This is a genomic window from Leptolyngbya cf. ectocarpi LEGE 11479 (assembly GCF_015207065.1).
GTDB classification, from domain to species: domain Bacteria; phylum Cyanobacteriota; class Cyanobacteriia; order Phormidesmidales; family Phormidesmidaceae; genus Leptothoe; species Leptothoe ectocarpi.
In genome coordinates this window covers 1-4,818 of record NZ_JADEXP010000437.1, presented here as the reverse complement: position 1 = coordinate 4,818, position 4,818 = coordinate 1, and the positions used below count along the sequence as shown (strand labels likewise).

At 49.0% G+C, this 4,818-nt stretch carries 5 protein-coding genes and 1 pseudogene; 4 read left to right on the top strand and 2 right to left on the bottom strand.

Annotation, left to right across the window (positions count from 1 at the left end; all coding sequences use genetic code 11):
• Both IQ260_RS27805 and IQ260_RS27800 read right to left on the bottom strand, forming a co-directional pair.
• Positions 1-543, bottom strand: a 543-nt coding sequence (locus IQ260_RS27805) for a pentapeptide repeat-containing protein (RefSeq protein WP_228016493.1), incomplete at its 3' end; no start/stop codon positions are given.
• On the bottom strand, positions 537-1,079 hold the full coding sequence (locus IQ260_RS27800; RefSeq protein WP_193996320.1) for a pentapeptide repeat-containing protein: 543 nt from the start codon (positions 1,077-1,079) through the stop codon (positions 537-539). The genes IQ260_RS27800 and IQ260_RS27805, both read right to left, overlap by 7 nt.
• Positions 1,080-1,254: 175 nt before the next feature.
• Here IQ260_RS27800 and IQ260_RS27795 point away from each other — a divergent pair, with 175 nt between their 5' ends.
• The 4 genes and pseudogenes from IQ260_RS27795 to IQ260_RS27780 all read left to right on the top strand — a co-directional run.
• On the top strand, positions 1,255-2,442 hold the full coding sequence (locus tag IQ260_RS27795) for an HlyD family efflux transporter periplasmic adaptor subunit (protein ID WP_193996319.1): 1,188 nt from the start codon (positions 1,255-1,257) through the stop codon (positions 2,440-2,442).
• An 11-nt stretch (positions 2,443-2,453) separates the two neighbouring features.
• Complete coding sequence (gene devC / locus IQ260_RS27790; RefSeq protein WP_193996318.1) at positions 2,454-3,641, top strand: ABC transporter permease DevC; 1,188 nt, start codon at positions 2,454-2,456, stop codon at positions 3,639-3,641.
• A 53-nt stretch (positions 3,642-3,694) separates the two neighbouring features.
• Positions 3,695-4,396 (top strand): DevA family ABC transporter ATP-binding protein, encoded by a 702-nt coding sequence (locus tag IQ260_RS27785; RefSeq protein ID WP_193996317.1) that lies wholly within the window; start codon positions 3,695-3,697, stop codon positions 4,394-4,396.
• Between the two features lie 69 nt (positions 4,397-4,465).
• Positions 4,466-4,818 (top strand): annotated as a pseudogene (locus tag IQ260_RS27780) (CPBP family intramembrane glutamate endopeptidase); the annotation flags it as partial.

The window sequence follows — 4,818 nt, the reverse complement described above, 5'->3', positions numbered from 1 at the left end:
AACTAAGTTAGCTCCCTCTAAATTGGCTTGACTTAAATCTGCGTTGATTAAGCTGGCATAGCTTAAGTTAGTGCCAGATAAATTGGCTCCTTGAAGGTTCACATGACTCAAAACAGCCCCCGCTAAGTTGGCTCTAGCCAATGAGGCGGCCCTAAAATTCGCTTTACTCAAATTAGCGGCGCTGAGATTAGCCCCATTTAAAGTAATCTCGGCCAGGTTTGCTTCTCCTAATTTGGCCCCACTAAGATTGGCTCCAATCACCGAGGCCCCCCTCAAATTGGCCGATCTCAGGTCAGTTCCACTGAGATTGGCTCCAATTAAGTTAGCCTGACTGAGATCGGCTCCGCTGAGAGTCGCCCCGCTAAAATTTGTGCCGATCAGGCTGGCGTCTGCAAGTACGATTGCTTCTAGCTCGGCCCGATATAGACTGGCTCCATTCAGATTCACTTGCTGAAACTGGCGTTCTCCAGCCGCGTACTGGGTTAGTAAATCATTTGTTTTCATGACAATCACCAAAATGTTGCCCAATGCTGGGTCTAGCATCCTAACAGGGGAATCTCCTGCAGTTGGATCTCAGGCAAAATTGCTCCTTGCAAATTGGCCTCACGTAAGTTAGTGCGGGTAAGCTTGGCCTGACTGAGATCGGCGTTTTGCAAATCAGCCCCATAGAGATTGGCCCCATGCAGATCTGCCTGCTGTAAATTTGCTTGCTGTAAACTTGCACCGGCCAGGATGGCTCCTTGTAGGCTGGCTGACGATAGATCAATCTGGGACTGAAGCGTTCCCGTGAGCACTGCTTCACAGAGGTTAGCATGCTGCAGACTGGCCTGTTCGAGATTGGCCCCACTTAAATTGGCAACAATCAAAGTGGCCCCGCGTAAATTCGCACCGCTCAGATTGGCCATGACGAGAAAGGCACCACTCAGATTGGCATTTTCCAGGATGGTATGGGACAAATTAGCTCGGATTAAATTAATACCGCTGAGTTTTTCTCCAGCCAGATTTACGCCGCTTAGATTAACTTTGCTGAAATCTCGTTCTCCAGATGCATATCGTTCTAATAGCTCTTCGCGTTCCATGGAATTCTCCTCGGTGTTGCGATCTTCGAGCATTAATACAGGAGCTAGGGAGTATTAGTTTTAATAGCGATAAGACTTGTAAGCTTTTCCCCTAGGTATATTTACTCTAACGTAAAATCTAAGTGGAGATTTCAAACCGTTAACAAAGTCAACACCAGATCTGAGGGTTGGCAAAATGACTAATATTCTTCATCGAAAATCATTTTCTCGGTCCTGGCTCACGGGCGCGATCGCAATTCTACTACTGGGCTCAATGGGCACCTACTTTATTCTATCCCAGGCCCAACAGCAGCCGACTCAGGACGTTCAGGTCGAAATTCTGCCGGTTCAATCTGTCACGGCTCTGGGGCGATTAGAGCCCCAGGGGGAAGTTATAAAGCTCTCGGTCGCCAACGCTCAGGATAGCCGTGTAAATCAGCTCTTAGTGGCTGAAGGAGACTGGGTAGAAGCGGGAGAGGTGATCGCAATTCTTCAAGGATTAGACAAAAAGCAGGCTGAACTCACAGAAGCACAACAGAATGTAGTTATCTACCAGACCAGGCGAGCCCAAATCGCAACTGGAGAGGCAAAGATTGCTGATATTGCCGCTCAACAGGCGACTATCAACCAGTTGGAGGCTCAGCTTCGGACTGAAACGATTGAGCGGCAGGCTGAAATTGTCAGTGCTCAGGCTGAGCTGCGCAATGCTGAACAAACCTATCAGCGATATCATCATCTGCATGAGGAAGGAGCTGTTGAGACGGTCGTACGTGACGAACGGCGAGAGACCTTTGAAACGGCCCAGGCCACTTTGAGTGAAGCTAAAGCCCACTTGGAGAATACGGTATCTACCTTAGGAGAACGGATTCGACACGAGCAGGCCTTATTGGACAAACTTGAGGAAGTGCGCCCGGTTGATTTGCAGGCTGCCCAGGCGGAGCTGGACCATGCCGTTGCTCAAGTCAATCGCATCAAAGCAGAGCTGGAAGACTACTATGTGCGGGTGCCGGTGGCGGGCCAAATTTTGAAAATTAACACCCATGTAGGTGAACAGGTGAATACCAGCCAAGGCATTGTAGAGTTGGGGCGTACCGCGCAGATGTATGCGATCGCAGAAGTTTACGAAACCGATGTTGGGTTAGTGAAGCCAGGGCAGCGAGCGACCGTAATTAGTGAACATGGCGGCTTTGAGGGTGAGATTCGCGGCACCATCGATCATGTTGGGATGCAAATCAAAAAACAAGATGTAATCGATGCCGATCCTGCCGCAGATAAAGATGCACGAGTAGTCGAAGTAAAGGTTCGCATCGACCCTGACGATAACGATAAGATAGCGAGTCTAACTAATCTACAGGTACGTATTACGATAGATGTCGAGCGTTAAGAGGGTTGGCTATGAAACCGCTTTCTTTTAAGACATTATTCAAACGTTTGCATCAAGAGCCGCCCCTTGGTTGGGCGCAGCTAAGCCATCAAAAAGTACGATTGCTGGTGGCCTTGGTGGGTGTAGCCTTTGCCGACATTTTAATCTTTACGATGCTGGGGTTTCAAAGCATGTTGTTTGAAGGCTCCACGTTTGTCCACAAAAATCTGCGGGCTGATCTAGTCTTGCTGAGCCAGCGTACAGAGGCACTTTATTTCGGTCATACGTTCTCTCGACGACACCTATATCAGGCCAATGCCGTTGAAGGAGTCGCCTCTGCTGACCCGTTTTATTTTGGTGGTGGTGCGTGGATCAATCCTTGGGATGGCGAAGGCACTGAAATGATGATCCTTGCGTTTGACCCTGCTCATCCTGTTCTAGACTTGCCCGAAGTCGATCAGCAACTCGATCTGATTAAACTACCCAATGTAATCTTACTGGATCGAAAAACTCAGCCCAAGGTCGGTCCTGTAACAGAAGCTCTGGCTCAGGGCAAAACAGTTACCACCGAACTCTCAGGACATCGCATCAAAGTAGAAGGATTGTTTACCCTAGGGAGCAGCATTTTTACTGAGGGACACCTGATTACCAGCGACTCGAACTATTTACGGTTCACGGGTCCAGACAGCCTCGATACCGTCAATGTAGGGGCCTTAACCCTAGAACCCAATGCCGACCTTGAAACTGTTCGACAGACCCTTGAGAGCCGTTTACCACAGGAAGTTAAAGTAGTTACCCCCGAAGAATTTATTCAAACTGAAATTGGCTTCTGGGCAAGCCAACCCTCGGGGGTGATCTTCAATTTTGGAGCCATTATGGGTCTGGTGGTTGGCATTGTAATTGTTAATCAGGTGTTGTATTCCGACGTTAACGACCATCTGCCAGAATATGCCACCCTTAAAGCGATGGGCTACTCAGATCGAAGGCTGTTGATAGTGGTTTTTCAAGAAGCCACTATTCTGGCAATACTTGGCTTTTTACCTGGCTATGGCGTCTCATTAGGCATGTATCAGCTGCTGGCCTATTTGACCAACATTCCTTTGGGAATGCGTCTAGGTGTAACCCTGCAAGTTTTTACTGCAACGGTAGCTATGTGTATGATTTCAGCCGCCATTTCGATGCGGAAGCTGCGTTCTGCCGATCCAGCTGATGTGTTTTAAAAGAAAAACTCTACTAAAATAATTCTCCTCTCTTCCCATCTTTAGCCACAATTATGACTCACCCTCCTGTTGTCACCGTACGTCACTTAAACCATGCCTTTGGCAAGGGCGAGCTGCGTAAGCCAGTGTTGTTCGATGTGGATTTAGATATTTGTGCGGGGGAAATTGTGTTGTTAACTGGACCTTCAGGAAGTGGTAAGACTACTTTGCTGACGCTAATTGCAGGGTTACGGTCGGTGCAGGAAGGCAGTGTTAACATTCTGGGTCAAGAGCTATACGGGGCTACGAAACAGCAGCTGGTGCAGGTGCGTAATCAGATTGGATTTATTTTTCAGGCTCATAATCTGTTGGCTTGTTTGACGGCGCAGCAGAACGTGGGGATGTCGCTGCGGCTGCATGAAAATCTGTCGCTTGAGGACCGGATTCAACGCTCTCGGGCAATTCTGGAGGCGGTTGGTATAGGAGATCGGGTTAGCTACTATCCAGATAGTTTGTCGGGGGGACAGAAGCAGCGAGTTGCGATCGCAAGAGCCCTCGTTAGCGAACCTAAAATCGTTCTCGCTGATGAACCTACCGCTGCCCTAGACAGCAAGTCTGGCCGAGATGTGGTCGAGATCATGCAAAGACTAGCAAAACAGCAAGGCTGCACTATTTTGCTGGTTACTCACGATACCCGTATTCTCGATATTGCCGATCGCATTGTCCATATGGAAGATGGTTGTCTGGCTCGCGATACAGCCCTGGTGGGTAAATAATACCCGAGAACAGAATATTCAACGATCGCCGCGATCTCACTTTCCCAAACTCCAAGCGAGAGATATCTCATGAATCTTAACTCACCTCATACCCAGCAATGGCTGGTTCCCTGGATTGCCCTGGCCCCCTTTCTGTTAATCACCTTTGGCTTAGCCTGGGGCATTTTGGCACTGTATATCCTATTGCCAGGACTAATGGGGGCCTTATTTGGCGAGATCAGTGGCCATCATCCGCTCTTTATTCTGGCGGTGTGGGCTCCTGCGGTAGCGGCATTTATCCTGATCTCTTACTACGGTGGGTGGGTGGGCTTGCGGCGGTTTCTGTCGCGAATTTTTCTCTGGCATTGCCAACCGGCTTGGTATGGCTTTTTATTGGGGCTACCGCTGATGTTCTACGCGGGAGCTGCCGTCAAGGGCAATCT

Excerpts from the sequence above, each read along its gene's own strand:
- IQ260_RS27800 (WP_193996320.1), bottom strand. The coding sequence starts at position 1,079 with ATGGAACGCGAAGAGCTATTAGAACGATATGCATCTGGAGAACGAGAT.
- IQ260_RS27795 (WP_193996319.1), top strand. The coding sequence starts at position 1,255 with ATGACTAATATTCTTCATCGAAAATCATTTTCTCGGTCCTGGCTCACG.
- devC (WP_193996318.1), top strand. The coding sequence starts at position 2,454 with ATGAAACCGCTTTCTTTTAAGACATTATTCAAACGTTTGCATCAAGAG.
- IQ260_RS27785 (WP_193996317.1), top strand. The coding sequence starts at position 3,695 with ATGACTCACCCTCCTGTTGTCACCGTACGTCACTTAAACCATGCCTTT.